Origin of the sequence: Microbacterium sp. MPKO10 (assembly GCF_026107415.2) — a bacterium.
Taxonomy (GTDB): Bacteria; Actinomycetota; Actinomycetes; order Actinomycetales; family Microbacteriaceae; genus Paramicrobacterium.
The window spans coordinates 237,747-253,130 of the sequence record NZ_JAPCHX010000005.1 but is presented as its reverse complement, the minus strand read 5'-3'; the positions used below and the strand labels follow the sequence as shown (position 1 = coordinate 253,130).

General features: G+C 65.6%; 14 protein-coding genes. 6 read left to right on the top strand and 8 right to left on the bottom strand.

Going from position 1 to position 15,384, the window contains the following annotated elements:
• Positions 1-28: 28 nt before the first annotated feature.
• Entirely contained in the window at positions 29-949 is a 921-nt protein-coding gene (locus OK352_RS12200) for an AEC family transporter (protein WP_265141761.1), read from the top strand.
• Here OK352_RS12200 and OK352_RS12195 read toward each other — a convergent pair whose 3' ends face one another.
• Both OK352_RS12195 and OK352_RS12190 read right to left on the bottom strand, forming a co-directional pair.
• Positions 950-1,321 carry a hypothetical protein gene (locus OK352_RS12195; RefSeq protein WP_265141760.1) on the bottom strand — a complete coding sequence of 124 codons (372 nt, stop codon included), beginning with the start codon at positions 1,319-1,321 and terminating at the stop codon, positions 950-952.
• 10 nt (positions 1,322-1,331) lie between these two features.
• Complete coding sequence (locus tag OK352_RS12190; RefSeq protein WP_265141759.1) at positions 1,332-2,189, bottom strand: exodeoxyribonuclease III; 858 nt, start codon at positions 2,187-2,189, stop codon at positions 1,332-1,334.
• 104 nt (positions 2,190-2,293) lie between these two features.
• Here OK352_RS12190 and OK352_RS12185 point away from each other — a divergent pair, with 104 nt between their 5' ends.
• From OK352_RS12185 to OK352_RS12175, 3 genes are read left to right on the top strand one after another with little or no spacing between them, the layout of a single operon-like run.
• The gene (locus OK352_RS12185; protein ID WP_306387797.1) at positions 2,294-4,522 is read left to right on the top strand and encodes an MMPL family transporter; all 2,229 of its coding nucleotides are present in this window, start codon (positions 2,294-2,296) and stop codon (positions 4,520-4,522) included.
• A 5-nt stretch (positions 4,523-4,527) separates the two neighbouring features.
• Positions 4,528-5,079 carry an orotate phosphoribosyltransferase gene (gene pyrE, locus OK352_RS12180; protein WP_265141758.1) on the top strand — a complete coding sequence of 184 codons (552 nt, stop codon included), beginning with the start codon at positions 4,528-4,530 and terminating at the stop codon, positions 5,077-5,079.
• Positions 5,076-6,755, top strand: coding sequence for a septum formation family protein (locus OK352_RS12175; protein WP_265141757.1), 1,680 nt, complete (start codon positions 5,076-5,078; stop codon positions 6,753-6,755). The genes pyrE and OK352_RS12175 overlap by 4 nt, the downstream gene beginning before the upstream one ends.
• A 125-nt stretch (positions 6,756-6,880) precedes the next feature.
• On the opposite strand, the gene OK352_RS12170 is transcribed toward OK352_RS12175, so the two are convergent.
• Complete coding sequence (locus OK352_RS12170; protein WP_372338105.1) at positions 6,881-7,687, bottom strand: HAD-IIA family hydrolase; 807 nt, start codon at positions 7,685-7,687, stop codon at positions 6,881-6,883.
• Positions 7,688-7,779: 92 nt separating this feature from the next.
• Between OK352_RS12170 and fdhD the strand changes: the two genes are divergently transcribed.
• A complete protein-coding gene (gene fdhD / locus OK352_RS12165; RefSeq protein ID WP_265141755.1) occupies positions 7,780-8,664 on the top strand; it encodes a formate dehydrogenase accessory sulfurtransferase FdhD in 885 nt (294 codons plus the stop codon).
• Positions 8,661-10,970, top strand: coding sequence for an FdhF/YdeP family oxidoreductase (locus tag OK352_RS12160; protein ID WP_265141754.1), 2,310 nt, complete (start codon positions 8,661-8,663; stop codon positions 10,968-10,970). Before fdhD ends, OK352_RS12160 begins: the two co-directional genes overlap by 4 nt.
• Before the next feature lie 2 nt (positions 10,971-10,972).
• On the opposite strand, the gene OK352_RS12155 is transcribed toward OK352_RS12160, so the two are convergent.
• The 5 genes from OK352_RS12155 to OK352_RS12135 are packed head-to-tail and all read right to left on the bottom strand — an operon-like array spanning position 10,973 to position 15,361.
• Positions 10,973-11,620 carry a metal-dependent transcriptional regulator gene (locus OK352_RS12155; protein WP_265141753.1) on the bottom strand — a complete coding sequence of 216 codons (648 nt, stop codon included), beginning with the start codon at positions 11,618-11,620 and terminating at the stop codon, positions 10,973-10,975.
• 22 nt (positions 11,621-11,642) lie between these two features.
• Entirely contained in the window at positions 11,643-12,896 is a 1,254-nt protein-coding gene (locus tag OK352_RS12150) for an Nramp family divalent metal transporter (protein ID WP_265141752.1), read from the bottom strand.
• A complete protein-coding gene (locus OK352_RS12145; RefSeq protein WP_265141751.1) occupies positions 12,865-13,743 on the bottom strand; it encodes a metal ABC transporter permease in 879 nt (292 codons plus the stop codon). The genes OK352_RS12150 and OK352_RS12145 overlap by 32 nt, the downstream gene beginning before the upstream one ends.
• Entirely contained in the window at positions 13,740-14,459 is a 720-nt protein-coding gene (locus tag OK352_RS12140; protein ID WP_265141750.1) for a metal ABC transporter ATP-binding protein, read from the bottom strand. The genes OK352_RS12145 and OK352_RS12140 overlap by 4 nt, the downstream gene beginning before the upstream one ends.
• The gene (locus tag OK352_RS12135) at positions 14,456-15,361 is read right to left on the bottom strand and encodes a metal ABC transporter substrate-binding protein (protein WP_265141749.1); all 906 of its coding nucleotides are present in this window, start codon (positions 15,359-15,361) and stop codon (positions 14,456-14,458) included. Before OK352_RS12135 ends, OK352_RS12140 begins: the two co-directional genes overlap by 4 nt.
• Between the last annotated feature and the right edge of the window lie 23 nt (positions 15,362-15,384).

Sequence of the window (15,384 nt, the reverse complement as noted above, 5' to 3'; positions counted from 1 at the left end):
CGCGTGGTACCTCCACTAGGCTCGGAGCGTGACGGGAGTGCTGACGGGATTCGCCATCATCGGCGTGGTGATCGCCGTGGGCTTCGTCGCGGGCCGGCTCCAGATCGGCGGGGCGACGGCGGGCCGCAGCATCCAGCATCTGGCTTTCTTCATCGCGAGTCCCGCGCTTCTCTTCGACGTGCTCGCGCATGCCGACGTGACTCTGATCTTCTCGTCGTTCATCTCGGTGGCGCTGATCGCTGCCCTCGTCTCGGGTGGCCTGTTCGTCGTCGTGAACCTGATCGTGTGGCGGCGCTCGGCGGGCGAAGCGACGATCGGTGCGCTCGCATCCGGGTACGTCAACGCCAACAATATTGGTCTCCCCGTCGCCGTCTACGTTCTGGGAGACGCTCAGTTCGTCGCGCCCATCATGCTGCTTCAGTTGATCGTCTTCACGCCCGTCGCCCTGGCCGTTCTCGACGTCACCGGACCAGGAAAAGTGTCGGTGATGTCGATTCTGACGCAGCCCGTGCGCAATCCGATCATCATCGCCTCGATCGCGGGAGTGGTCATCGCCGCGACGGGAGTGCAGCTTCCGGATGCTGTGTACGCGCCGTTCGAGCTGATCGGCGGTGCTGCCGTGCCGCTGATGCTCCTGGCGTTCGGCATGTCGCTGAGCGGTCAGCGCCCGTTGCGCGCGGGAACAGGGCGGCCGCGTGTTCTTGTCGCCGCGCTGCTGAAGTCGGCAGTTATGCCACTCGTCGCTTTCGCGGTCGCAGGGTTCGTCTTCGGCCTCGAGGGCGACCACCTGTTCGCCGCGACGGTCCTCGCCGCGCTGCCTTCAGCGCAGAACGTCTTCAACTATGCGACGCGGTTCGAAACCGCCGAGGTGTTCGCGCGCGATGCCGTCCTGCTGTCGACCGTGCTTGCAGTGCCCGCCCTTATTGTGATCGCTGCGCTGCTGGCATAGCTACCAGGTGAAGCCGGGAGTCGCCGCGATCATCATCGCGAGACCACCGGCCCAGGCAGCGAGCGCGATGACGATCGTTCCGATGGCGATCAGCAGGGCCCGCCGTGCACGCACCATGAAAACGATTGACCAGATGGTGCCGATGATCAGCAGCGCGAACGGCAGGATCGTGGCGATGAGCCAGCCGCCCAGAAACAGCGGGGCGCTGCACTCGCCAGAGCAGGAGCTCACCATCAGGATTCCGAACAGAGCGATCAAGAAGGTGATCACGAGCACAACCGCGCCCAGACACAGCACGGTGACGGAGATCCCGATGTCCCAGCCGCGAGACGAGCCCGTCAGCCGCTTCGCCTGTTGTGTCTTGTCGCTCACCATGACCTCCTCAGCCGAAGATCATGGGCATGTCGTCGTCATCGCCCTCTGAGGAGATGTCGACGACGACGGGGACATGATCGCTCGGGGAGTCTCCCTTGCGCTCATCGCGGTGAATCGCAGCATCCGTCACCCGATCGGCGAAGGCATGCGAGCCGAGGACGAAGTCGATGCGCATGCCTTCGTTGCGAGGAAAGCGCAGTCGCTTGTAATCCCAGAACGTGAAGCCTTCGGGAACGAGAGGGCGCACGACGTCCGTGAGTCCTGCCGATTCGAACGCGTGGAATGCCTGCCGCTCAGGTTCTGAGATATGCGTCGATTCTCCGGCGACGAACGAAGGGTCGCCCATGTCGGCATCGAAAGGAGCGACGTTGAAATCTCCCATCAGGGCAAGGGGCAGGTCCGGATCGGCGGCCAGCGTCGACTCCACCTGCTCACGCAGGCGGTCGAGCCACGTGAGCTTGTAGCTGAAGTGGGGGTCGTCGAGCCCGCGCCCGTTGGGAACATAGAGGCTGTAGAGGCGAACGCCGTCGATGGTCACGCCGAGTGCGCGCGCCTCGATGGGAACACCGTCATCGTCGAGCTCGTGCTCAATCTTCGGGGGTTTGCCGAATCCGGGGATCCGCGTGAACCCGTGCTGCACGTCGGTCATGGGCAGACGGCTGGCAAAGGCGACACCGTTCCACTGATTGAGCCCGTGGATCTGCAGGTCGTAGCCGGCCTCTTCGAAGGGCTCGACCGGAAACTGATCGGGGCGACACTTGATCTCCTGCATCCCGAGCACGTCGACATCTTCCCTGACGAGCCAGTCGACGACGCGCCCCACTCGGGTGCGGATGGAGTTGACGTTCCAGGTGGCGATGCGCATGCCTCAACGCTACCCGGTGCGGAATCAAACTTTTGGGCGAGGCCGGAGCCGTGACGGCAACCATAGCGTTGAGGTGTCATCGAGAATCTTGCGCAAAGGACCCTATGTCGCACACACCTTCTCCGCACCAGGACGCACCGAAGCATGCTGCATCGAACCACGCTGCACCACGCCAGGCTGCGCCCTCGTCGACGCCGCGATGGGTCCGAGTCGTCACTCCCGTCATGCTCATTCTCGTCTGGTTCGTCGTGTTCGGCGCGGGCGGCTCCGCGTTCGGCCAGGTCAATGACGTGGCCGAGAACGATCAGGTGCAGCACCTTCCGGCCAGCGCCGACGCGACACAGGTGCACGAACTCGAGCCCGAGTTCCGGGGCGATGACGTGGTTCCCGCGGTCATCGTGTTCGAACGCGACTCGGGGATCACGGATGCTGACAGCACGACGATCGACGCGGTGATCGACCACATCTCCGGGATCGAGGGCGTCGACGGCGACGGTGTCTCACCGGCGATTCTCTCGGATGACGGCGAAGCCGTTCAGGTCGTGGTGCCGCTCGATGCCTCCATCAAGCCGGCAGACACGGTCGAGACCATCCGTGCGTACGTCGCTGAGGAGATGCCCGACGGTCTTGACGCCGCCGTTGCCGGCCCCGCGGGGCTCTCAGCCGACATCGTCGACGCCTTCGGCGGTCTCGACGGGCTTCTGCTCATCGTGGCGCTCGCCGTCGTGCTCGTGATCCTCATCATCGTGTATCGCTCACCGCTGCTGCCGTTCATCGTGCTCGGCACGAGCCTTGTGGCGCTCACCGGGGCCATGTTCACCGTCGTGGAGCTCGCCAAGCAAGACGTCGTCGTGCTCTCGGGTCAGACGCAGGGCATCCTGATGATCCTCGTGATCGGCGCGGCGACCGACTACTCGCTGCTCTATGTCTCGCGGTTCCGCGAGGCTCTGCGCGACTATGACAAGAAATGGGATGCCGCGTGGGCGGCGCTCCGCGGGGCCACCCCTGCCATCCTCGCCTCCGGCGGCACCGTGATCGCGGGTCTGCTGTGCCTGCTTCTCAGCGAGCTGAACTCGAACAAGGCACTCGGCCCCGTCGCCGCCATCGGCATCGTGTTCGCTTTGCTCGCGAGCCTGACGCTGCTGCCCGCACTGCTCATGTGGGCCGGCCGCGTGGCGTTCTGGCCAATCCGCCCACGCTTCGGTCAAGAGCACGTGCTCGACAAGGGGGCAGACGGTACCGGTCTGTGGCCCGCCATCGCTCGCTTCGTCTCACGGCGCCCGCGCACGATCTGGATCGCCAGCACCGTGGTGCTCGCGGCTGCCGCGTTCGGCCTCGTCGGGTTGAAAGCCGACGGCGTCTCGCAGAGTGAGTTCGTCATCGGGCATTCCGAGGCACGTGATGGCCAGGCTGTGCTCGACGAGCATTTCCCCGGCAGCGCGGGAACTCCCGCGGTCATCATCGCCCCCGAGACGTCTCTGGATGCTGTCTCAGACACCGTGTTGTCCGCAGACGGTGTGGACTCTCTCGCCGTCATCTCTGACGATTCCCCAAGCGGAACACTCCCGGTTACCGACGATGGCGTTCAGCCGACGCACGGCCCACGCGGGCCCATTGATGGGGATCCGAAGGTCGTCGACGGTGACGTGATGCTGCAGGCGACACTCGAGGCCCCCGGTGATTCCGCCGAGGCTGAGGAGGTCGTGCGGCACCTCCGCGCCGAGTTCGCCGATGCTGACGGGGATGTGCTTGTCGGAGGGGTCGCGGCCACGGCCATCGACACCATCGACGCGTCGGTGCACGACCGCAACCTCGTCATTCCTCTCGTTCTCGTGGTGATCCTGATCATCCTGATGCTGCTGCTGCGCTCGATCCTCGCACCGGTTCTGCTGGTGCTGACCGTTGTGCTGTCGTTCGCCTCGGCGCTCGGCGTGTCGTCACTCGTGTTCAACGGCATCTTCCAGTTCCCTGGGGCGGATCCCAGCGTGCCGATGTTCGGGTTTGTCTTCCTCGTCGCCCTCGGCATCGACTACAACATCTTCCTCATGACACGCGTGCGCGAAGAGTCCACAGTGCATGGCACACGCGAGGGCGTTACCCGGGGCCTTGTCGCCACGGGAGGCGTGATCACCTCAGCGGGAGTCGTGCTGGCGGCGACCTTCGCCGCGCTCGGGGTACTGCCGATTCTGTTCCTCGTGCAGATCTCGTTCATCGTGGCGTTCGGGGTGCTTCTGGACACCATCATCGTGCGCTCGCTGCTTGTCCCGGCGCTCAGCACAGACATCGGCAAGGCGATCTGGTGGCCAAGCAGACTGTCGCGCACCCTAAACTAAAGGACGTGACTGACGCACGTAGCCAACTCATCGACCACATTTCGACCGAAGCCGTGTTCCATGGTGACTTCACACTCACCAGCGGAAAGAAGGCGAGCTTCTACGTTGATCTGCGCAAAGTGAGCCTCGACCACCGTGTTGCCCCGCTGATCGGTCAGGTCATGCTCGACCTGATTTCCGACGTCCCCGATGTCTTCGCCGTAGGCGGGCTGACAATGGGCGCCGACCCGATCGCCGCGGCGATCCTGCACCAGGGCGCCGCTCGCGGCAGCGATATCGACGCATTCGTCGTGCGCAAAGAGCCGAAGGACCACGGTCGCGGTCGGCAGGTCGAGGGACCCGACCTCGCGGGCAAGCGTGTCATCGTCGTCGAAGACACCTCCACGACGGGTGGATCGCCCTTGACCGCGATTGAGGCGTTGAAGAAGGTCGGTGCCGAGATCGCCGGTGTCGCTGTGGTAGTTGACCGGAACACCGGAGCACGGGAAGCTATCGAAGAAGCGGGGTACGACTATTACGCCGCTCTGACCCTTGACGATCTGGGATTGGCATCGTGACTCCACGCGACGACGACGAGAAAGACACAGACCGACCGGACCCGGAAACCGGCGAGACCGACCTGGGGGCCGACTGGCTGTTGTCGCAGCTCGACGACACCGGCGCGTACAGCACGATCGACGATGAGACGGCGCCGCCCGCAACGCAAGAAGAGGGGCGTCGATCGTTGCGTCGTCGCTTCCGGCGCAGACAGCACGAGGAAGCAGCGCGTCAGGAATCCGAAGAATCCGAGGCGAAAACGACGAAGGCTGCACCCGAGCAGAGTCGTGACGCCGATGACGGGGCTCCGACACAGGCATTCGACGTGATGGCAGACCGCGCAGCGAGCGACCCGAAGCCACCCACACCGCCGCCGGCGCCGCCAGCGAACGACGGAGGCTTCTCATGGGGGCTCACGCCCAATGCCGAGCCCGACCCGCTCGTTGCCGCTACCGACAAGCAGAAATCTGAGCCGGGCCCCGAGCCCGCATCTGCGGATGACCCTGCTGAATCGGGGGCAATCGCGGAAGATACCCCGACGGCGGCGTTCGATCCTTTCGCCGATCATGAGACCGGCGCTGTCTCGCCGGAGCAGGCAGCGGCCGACGCCGCGTTTGCCGAGCCCGGTGCGTACGACCGGCTCTATGACGAGGCCACGCTGTCTGCGCTTGACAGTGAGGCCGACGACGAGGATGCTGCCGACGACGCGGAAGTCATGGGTGTCCCCGTTCCGAAGTCTGCAGCCGCGGCGCCCGCTCTCGACGAGCCGTTGCTGCCAGAGAAAGTCGAGTTCCCCGACGACGCTGAGCGTGCGGAGGCCGAGGCGCTCGCCGACGAGGTCGGCGTCCCGCTCGAGGAGACGACCGAGGGCCCCGACCTCGGCATCCTGGATCTTTTCGGAGGCTCGAAGCGACGGGGTCCCGAGCCGACAGGGCAGGAACCGACGCCGAACGAATCGGCACCGAGTTCGTCAGCAACGGGAGACGAAACAGAGACGAGTGCGCGGCTGCGCGCCCTGTTCGAAAGCACCGCCACTGCACCCGCGGCGATCCAGACGCCCGCGGCCGCACCTCGCTCCGAGCGGTCGGCCCCACCGGCTCCACCGGACGCGCCGGCGCGTACCGGTGGCTCCGACGGCGGATCACGCAATTCACGGCCGATGCTTCTCGTCGGTCTCGCCGTCGTCGCCGTTGTTGTGCTCGGCGGGCTGTTCTGGGTGGGAACGCTGATCCCCGGCATGGTGTCCGCCTCGCAGCCACAGCCCAGCGAAACCAGCACGCCGACGCCCACCGTGTCGATCCCCGCTGAGGGAACTCTGCCCCCGGGCACATACGCATGGGACATGCTGCGTGGCGGCGAATGCCTCGGCGACTACGACTCTCCGTGGGCGGAGGAATTCACCGTCGTCGACTGCGAGGGCGAGCACGATGCACAGCTGGTATCGGTCGGCACGATGGGCGACGACGAGAATGCCGCCTTCCCTGGTGAAGACGAACTGGCCAGCCAGATCTACCTCAAGTGCAGTGACCCGAGCGTGCTCGACCTCGCCGCGGCGGGGGAGTACGGTGACGTGCAGGTGCAGGGCAGCTATCCCGTCACCGAAGAGCAGTGGAACGAGGGCGAGCGCAACTACTACTGCTTCGTCAACCGCTCATCGGGCGACCCGCTGACCGGAAGCCTCGTACCGGCCGGCTGAGCACGTGTTCTGGCCGGCTGTGCACGCACAACGCCGGAGCAGGTCGTCGTCGGTGTCAGACCATCGGCAGGTCCCGGGCCATCGGCAGGTGTCAGGCCCTCACCTCAGGCACTCAGGAGAGGCTCTCAATAGGTTTCGGTCTCAATGGGTTCGTCGGCGAGCAGATCGGCGACGCTGCCCAGCACCTCGCTCGGCCGGAACGGGTACTTCTCGATCTCGGCCTGGTTGCTGATGCCAGTCAGCACGAGCACGGTGTGCAGCCCGGCTTCGATGCCCGCGACGACATCGGTATCCATGCGGTCGCCGATCATCCCCGTGTTCTCGGAATGCGCACCGATGCGATTGAGCGCCGACCGGAACATCATCGGGTTCGGCTTGCCGACGACGTAGGGCTCTCTGCCCGTTGCCTTGGTGATGAGCGCCGAGATAGCCCCGGTTGCGGGTAGCGCGCCTTCGGCACTGGGCCCTGTAGCATCCGGATTTGTCGCGATGAAGCGCGCGCCCGCATTGATGCAGCGGATCGCCTTGGTGATCGCCTCGAAGGAGTAGTTGCGTGTCTCGCCAACGACGACGAAGTCAGGCTTCGTTTCGGTCATGATGAACCCGGCCTCGTGCAGCGCCGTCGTGAGCCCCGCCTCACCGATGACGAACGCCGATCCACCGGGCGCCTGCTCCTTCAGAAATGCCGCCGTCGCGAGTGCCGATGTCCAGATCGACTCTTCGGGAACATCGAGCCCCGATGCGCGCAGACGCGCGCTCAGATCACGGGGAGTGAAGATGGAATTGTTGGTGAGCACGAGGAACGGCTTGTTTTCGAATCGCCACTGCTGCAAGAGCTCGGATGCCCCAGGGACGGCATGGTTCTCGTGGACGAGCACGCCGTCCATATCGGTGAGCCAGCATTCGACGTCTTCGCGTGTGCGCACGGGCATTCTCCTCTGACACGATCGGTGTGCTCTCAGTCTATGCGGCGCGCGTGAACGGGGAGTTGCCGGTGCTCGTCGTCGATGCTAGACCTAGGGGTGTGGGCAGGATCACCGCTCGACGACGAGTTGCACGTTACACCGTGGGTGAGCGCACATCGGTGCGCGAGGATCACCTTGCCGTTGAGGAGCCCCTGGAGATCCGCGTCGGAGGGCGAGCGCTCACGATCACGATGCGCACACCCGGCAGCGACGTGGAACTGGCGACGGGGTTTCTGCTCTCCGAGGGCATCGTGAGCCGCCCCGAGCACGTGCGCGGCGCAATGCACTGTGCGAGTGATGATCATGAGAACACCTACAACGTTCTCGATGTCACGCTTGACAGCGCACTCGGCCCTCTTGCCACAGGGTTGGAACGCGCCTTCACAACAACCAGCTCGTGCGGGCTGTGCGGCAAGGCCAGCATCGATGCCGTGCGCACGACGTCGGCCTTCAACGTGCACGATGATGACACGGTCGTGGACGCCGAGTTTCTCACCACACTTCCTGTCCGGCTGCGGGCCGGGCAATCGGCCTTCGACAAGACCGGAGGCCTGCACGCGGCAGCGCTCTTCGACGCCCGGACCGGTGACCTGCTGGTGCTCCGCGAAGACGTCGGCCGACACAACGCCGTCGACAAGGTCACCGGCTGGGCGCTGTCGAACGGTGTGCTCCCGGGTCGCGGGCTCGTACTTGTCGTCTCCGGACGCGCGAGCTTCGAGCTGACGCAGAAGGCGTTCATGGCCGGCATCCCGATTCTCGCTGCGGTCTCGGCGCCATCGTCGCTCGCCGCCGAAATGGCGGAGGATGTGGGCCTCAGCCTGGTGGGATTCGTGCGTGACAACCGAATGGTGGTGTACGCGGGTGCCCGGCGCGTGACGAACGAGGGCGCGGGATCAGTGGGGACGGCGCCTGCCACGACTGGGGAGAGAGCGAGGACGGCATGAGCGGCACCTCTGACGATGCGCGCGATAACACGCCAGACGACACGGATGTCTCGAAGCCGAAGGACTGGGCCGCCGGGCTCCCCGGCATCGCGCATGCCATGGGGCCGGCGTTCACAGAGGTCGGCGTGAGCCGATCGCTCAAAGGTCTTCTGACGATGAACCAGAAGGACGGCTTCGACTGCATGAGCTGCGCGTGGGAGGATCCGCCGGAACGCAAGACCTTCGAGTTCTGTGAGAACGGGGCGAAGGCGTTCGTGTGGGAGGCCACGCCGCTTCTTGTCGAAAGCGACTTCTGGGCGCAGCATCCGGTCTCTGAACTCGCCGGCAAGACAGACTATTGGCTGGGGCAGCAAGGGCGCCTCACCGAACCCGTCTACAAAGCAGAGGGCGACGATCATTATCGGCCGGTGAGTTGGGAGCGTGCGTTCGAGATTCTCAGTGCCGAGCTGAATGCGCTCGACACTCCCGATCAGGCGGCGTTCTACACGAGCGGGCGCACCGCGAACGAGACGGCGTTTCTGTACCAGCTGTTCGTGCGCGCCTTCGGCACGAACAACCTCCCCGACTGCTCGAACATGTGCCACGAGTCGACGGGGACGGCCATGAGCGACACCGTCGGAGTCGGCAAGGCGACGGTGCGATACGACGATTTCGAGAAGTCCGATCTCATCATCGTGATGGGCCAGAATCCGGGGACGAACCACCCGCGCATGCTCACCGCGCTGGAGGATGCGAAGAAGAACGGCGCGTCGATCGTCGCCGTGAACCCGCTGCCCGAGGCCGGGCTCAAACGGTACAAGAACCCGCAGACGGTGCGGGGGCTCATCGGGCGCGGCACGGACCTGGCCGACCAGTACCTCCCCGTCAAGCTCGCGGGCGACATGGCGCTGTTGCAGGCGGTGTCGAAGCGCGTGCTCGCGGCGGAGGCGACCCGCGGCGGCGTGATCGACCGGGAGTTCATTGATCGCTACTGCGTGCGCTTCGATGAGTTCGTGGCGAACCTCGAGTCGCTCGACGAGCAGCGCGTTCTCGACGCCACGGGTGTGACCTCGGCCGAGATCGACGAGCTTGCCGAGCGATACATGGCGAGCGAGCGCGTGATCATCACGTGGGCTATGGGGCTCACGCAGCATGAATTTGCGGTGCCGACGATCACCGAGATCATCAATCTGCTAATGCTGCGCGGCAACATCGGCAGGCCCGGCGCGGGAGCCTCACCGATCCGCGGGCACAGCAACGTGCAGGGCGACCGCACGATGGGTATCTGGGAGAAGATGCCTGATTCGTTCATCGACGCTCTTGACGGCGAGTTCGGGGTTCAGCTGCCGCGGGAGCACGGCCTGGATGCTGTCGGCGCGGTGCGCGCCATGCGCGACGGTGCCGTGAAAGTGCTCGTGGCGCTCGGAGGAAACTTCGCGAAGGCGATTTCAGACACCGATGTATCTGAGGCGGCGCTGCGGAAGACGCGGCTGACGACGCAGATCTCGACGAAGCTCAACCGCTCGCACGCCGTCGTGGGCGAGACCGCGCTGATCCTTCCCGTGCTGGGGCGCAGCGAGATCGACAGACAGCGCTCGGGTGAGCAGTTCGTCACCGTCGAAGACACTGTTGCCGCGATCCATGCCTCGAAGGGAACGCTTGAGCCGGTCGCTCCCGGCCTCCTCTCTGAGGTCTCCGTGGTGACGCGGATGGCTCGGGCGGTGCTGGGGGAGGGCGGCCCCATCGACTGGGCGCACTTCGAGCACGATTACGACAGTATCCGCGACCGCATTGCCCGCGTTGTTCCGGGCTGCGACGACTTCAACAAGAAGGTGCGTGCCCCCGGCGGTTTCGATTTGCCGCACGGCCCCCGCGACAGTCGGACGTTCCCCACCGAAACAGGAAAAGCGCAGTTCGCCGTCAACGAGCTGCGTACGATCGAGGTGCCGCCTGGCAGGCTGCTGCTGCAGTCGCTGCGCAGTCATGACCAGTTCAACACCACGATCTACAGCAACAACGACAGGTACCGCGGCGTCAAGAACGGGCGCCACGTGATCTTCGTGAATCCTGTCGATCTTGCGGCACTGGGCATTGACGACGGGGCGACCGTCGACATCCACGGAGAGTGGAGCGACGGCGTCGACCGCGTGGCGCGAGGCTTCCGCGTGATCGCGTATCCCACGGCGAAAGGCTGCGTCGCCACGTACTTTCCCGAGGCCAACGTTCTCGTGCCGCTCGACTTCACGGCACACGGCAGCAATACTCCCGTGTCGAAGTCGATCATCGTGCGGCTCGAGGTGGTGCCCGTGCCGACTCCCGTCGGCTGACGCTACGCGGTCACCCAGATCGAGGCGCCGGCATCGTCGGTGAGGTCGATCGAGTCTCCCGCGACAGACACGACAAGCGGATGCTGCGCAGAAACCCGCAGCGTCGTGCCCACGTCGATGCCGCGGCTCTCCAGATGACGCAGCAGCTCCGGGTCACGGTCGCTGATGCGCAGCACGGTGCCCTCGTGGCCAGCGGCGGCGTCAGACAGCAGTGTGAATCTCTCGCGGGATGTCTGCCCCGCAGCATCCGGAATCGGGTCGCCGTGAGGGTCACGGTCGGGGCGCCCGAGCCGATCGTCGATTGCGTCGAGCAGCCTGTCGCTGATGGCGTGCTCCAGGATCTCGGCCTCGTCATGCACAGCATCCCACGTGTAGCCCATTTCGGTGACGAGCCAGGTCTCGATGAGCCGGTGGCGGCGCACGACGGCGATCGCCTGCGCGTGTCCCTCGGGAGTGAGCGAGATCGAGCCGTACCGTTTGTGCGTTACAAGGCGGGCAGCAGCGAGCTTCTTCACCATCTCGGTCACGGTCGACGGCGCGAGGCCGAGACGGGCGGCGAGCTGGGACGGGGTGATGTCGTCCGGCTGCCACTCGGTGTGTTGGTAAATGGTCTTGAGGTAGTCCTCGACCACGGCTGCGGGGGGTCTCATGGCTCTTGCAAGCTTAGCCGCCTCACGCTCCGGCGGCCGTGAGCCACAGCAGCGCCACGTTGAGCGCGATCAGCAGCGTGGACGCGATGATGCCCGCGATCGTTGTGAGCCGACGGTTGGTGTGCGCGCCGAGGATGCCGCGCTGCGCCGTGACGGCCACGAGCGGAATCAGGGCGAACGGGATGCCGAAGCTCAGCACCACCTGGCTCAGCACGAGCGCCCACGTCGGATCTGTGCCGAGCGCCACGATCATCACCGCGGGAACGAGCGAGATCAGCCGCCGGGCGAGCAGGGGAATGCGTCGGTGCAGCAGACCGTGCATGATCTCGGCGCCCGCGTATGCGCCCACCGACGTCGACGCGAGCCCGGAGGCCAGGAGACCGACGGCGAACAACGCGGCGACAACGGGGCCGACGCCGGCAGCGATCGCGGCGTGCGCGCCTTCGAGCGAGTCGGTTCCAGGGGCGCCGGGCAGAACGGATGCTGCCAGCAGCAGGATCGCAAGATTCACGGTCCCCGCGATCGCCATAGCCACCGTGACATCCCAGCGGGTGGCGCGCAGAAGCGTCCGGACACTCGGCCTCGTGGGTGAGGGACGGAAGCGGTCTCGGGCGAGGGCCGAGTGCGCGTAGATCGCGTGCGGCATGATCGTCGCCCCCAGAATCGACGCGGCGAGCAGCACAGAGCCCGTGCCCTCGAAGCGGGGGACCAGTCCGGCGACGGTCTGACCGGCATCGGGCGGCGCGATGACGACGCCCGCGCCGAAGCCGATGGCGATGATCACCAGCAGGCCGATGATCACGAACTCAAAATGCCGCGCACCGCGCCGTGACTGCACGGAGAGCAGCACCATCGACACCGCTCCGGTGATGAGCGCGCCGGCAACGAGTGGCAGATCGAACAACAGGTTGAGGGCGACAGCACCGCCGATCACCTCGGCGAGGTCCGTCGCGATCGCAACGAGTTCGGCCTGCAGCCAGTACGCGATACGGGCGGTTCTGCGGGTCATGCGGCGGCCGAGCACTTCGGGGAGGCTTTCGCCCGTGACGATCCCGAGCTTGGCTGACAGGTACTGGATGAGCCAGGCCATGAGGTTGCCCGCCACGACGACCCAGACGAGCAGATACCCGTACTGGGCGCCAGCCGTCATGTTGCTGGCGACGTTTCCCGGGTCAATGTAGGCGACGCCGGCGACGAGGGCGGGGCCGAGCAGCCAGATGCCGCGGGGCGCTCGCACGTTCCCGTTACGTCGTGACGGCGTCGTGGCTGTGCTCATGCTGCAAGGATACTCTTGATTTTCGGTGAGCCGAAAGCTTGCGGAGCCCCGTTGCCGTCAGTGCCAGCGCGAACAACGCCGATTGCACCAGAACGACGGCGCCGCCCGTCGAGACGTCTGCGACATAGCTCGCGTACACCCCGGCGACGGACGCGGTGACGGCCACACTGACCGAGACCCGCAGCATCCCCGGCATGCTGCGGGTGAGCAGGCGTGCTGTGCACCCGGGTATGACGAGCATCGCCACCACGAGGATGATGCCGACCGTCTGCATCGTGGCGACAACGGTCAACGCGAGCAGCGTCAGCAGAAGCCAGCGCAGTCGTGCCACGCTGATGCCGATCGCGTTCGCGTGGCCGGGGTCGAAGGCGAACAGTGTGAGGTCGCGGCGCTTCACGAAGACAAGAATCACCGTGAGGGTGCCGATCAGCGCCACGGTGATCAGTTCGACAGGAGAGACGCCGAGCACATTCCCAAACAGAATATGTGTGAGGTCGATCTGGCTGGGAGTTGCCGAGATGAGGACGATTCCTAGTGCGAACAGCGAGGTGAACACGACGCCGATCGCAGCATCCGATTTGATCTTCGTCGCCGACTGCACGCGGCCGATGAGCAGCACAGCGCCGATCCCGAAGACGAACGCGCCGACCGCGAACGGAATCCCGACGATGTAGGCGAGCGCGACGCCCGGAAGCACGGAATGCGAGACGGCGTCGCCCATGAGCGACCAACCGATCTGCACGAGCCAGCACGAGAGCAGCCCGCAGGCAACCGCCGACACGAGAGTGGCGCCGAGCGCCCGCACCATGAACGGGTAGCTGAGAGGTTCGAGGAGCCAGTCAATCATGAAGACATTCCGAAGATCTCGGTGAGGCGTTCCGGTGTGACGGCGTCGTGTGCGGTGCCCTGAAAGATCAGCCGTCGTTGCAGGATGATGGCGTCGTCGCAGAGGGCGCGCACACCTGCCAGGTCGTGCGTTGACACGAGGATGCTGCGGCCCTCGTCCCGCAGTCCACGCAGCAGCGCGGCGATCGTGGCTTCGCTTGCGGCATCGACCCCGGCGAAGGGCTCGTCGAGAAGCAGAAGCCCGGCGTCCTGGGCAATGGCCCGGGCGAGGAATGCTCGGCGACGCTGCCCGCCCGAGAGCGCTCCGATCGTGCGCGAGGCAAACGCGGTGAGCCCGACACGGTCGATCGCAGCGGCGACGGCATCGCGGTCCCGGGGTCGGGGGCGTCTCATCACACCGAGCATCCCGTATCTGCCCATCATGACCACGTCGTGCACGCTGACCGGGAAGTCCCGGTCGATGGCGTCGTGCTGCGGCACGTATGCGACGTCTCCGCGGCGGCGGACGCGCGCCGGATCCTCACCGAAGAGCCGCACGGACCCGCTGTCTGGCGTCAGGGTGCCCATGAGGGATCCGAAGAGCGTTGACTTGCCCGAGCCATTCGCCCCGAGCAGGCCGGTCAGGCGCCCGGCTGTCGCCTCGAAAGAAACATCGTCAAGCGCAAGGACCTCGCCGTAGCGCACGGTGAGGCCGCGGACGTCGATCGCGGCGCTCACTGTGCGGCCCCGAGCGCGGCGACGATCACATCGACGTCGTGGCGCAGCAGGTCGAGATAGGTTGGGACGGGATCACCGTCAGATAGGGAATCGACGTAGAGCGTTCCGCCGAAGCGCGCTCCCGTGTCGGCTGCTACCTGCTTCTGCGCGCGGTCGCTCACCGTCGATTCGCAGAACACCGCGGGAACATTGCGGTCGGCGACGGTCTCGACGACCGACGCGATCTGCTGCGGCGTCCCCTGGTCGTCCTGGTTCACCGCCCACAGAAACGCTTCGTCGAGGCCGACGTCTCGGGCGAGATAGCTGAAGGCGCCCTCGCAGGTGACGAGAAGCCGATGCTCGGCGGGAAGATCGTCGACGGCAACCTCGATCTCGTTCTCGATCTGCTCGAGTTCGCGGACGTATTCTTCTGCGTTCTGTTCGAAGACGGAGGCGGACTCGGGCAGCAGATCGCTGAACGCCGACACGGTGTTGGCGACGTACGTGCGCGCGGCGACGGGCGACATCCACGCGTGCGGATTCGGCTGGCCGGTGTGTTCGCCGACGGTGATGCCGATGGGATCGATGCCCTCGCTCAGCACAACCGTCGGAGCATCCGCGTGGGCCGTGAACTGCTCGAACCATGATTCGAGGCCCAGGCCGTTTGCCAGGATGAGGTCGGCGTCGCTCGCATGCGCGACGTCTGACGGCGTCGGCTCGTAGCCGTGGATCTCAGCGCCGATCTTGGTGATCGAGGTCACCACGATCTCATCGCCGGCGATGTTCTGGGCGAGATCCTGCAAAACAGTGAATGTGGTGAGGACGTGAGGGCGTTCGTCGGCTTCGGTGTCGCTTGCGGCGCATCCCGTGAGCGAGGCGACGAGTGCGGCGCTGGCAAAACCCGCAATAAGTGATTTCGGCATACCGAAAACCTAGCAAAGTTTTG